1 protein-coding gene is annotated in these 275 nt (G+C 34.2%); it reads right to left on the bottom strand.

From position 1 onward, the window contains the following. A partial coding sequence (locus AOA60_RS18360; RefSeq protein ID WP_099585640.1) for a CrcB family protein occupies positions 1–275 on the bottom strand: 275 nt, incomplete at both ends.

Raw genomic sequence — 275 nt, 5'->3', positions numbered from 1 at the left:
AGACTAAATATGTAATAAAAGGTATCCATTTTCTTTTTTTAAATAAGGTAATTGCCTCCACACTAAACGTTGAAAATGTCGTAAAAGCACCAAAAAAGCTAATACCAATAATGAGAAAAGGTCTTTGATCATATGCATTCAGAGGCACCTCACCATAGACAAAGCCTAAAAACACTCCTAATCCGAGTGCACCTAGAACATTTACAATTAACATAGCAGTTGGAATTGCTCGCATTTTTGTATTTTCCTTTATCCATACACCAAGAAGGTAACGT

The sequence above is a fragment of the Pseudomonas sp. 2822-17 genome (assembly GCF_002742485.1).
GTDB classification, from domain to species: domain Bacteria; phylum Pseudomonadota; class Gammaproteobacteria; order Pseudomonadales; family Pseudomonadaceae; genus Aquipseudomonas; species Aquipseudomonas cyclaminis.
Note: the sequence above shows the minus strand (reverse complement) of the source record. Positions and strands in the feature narration are given on the sequence as shown.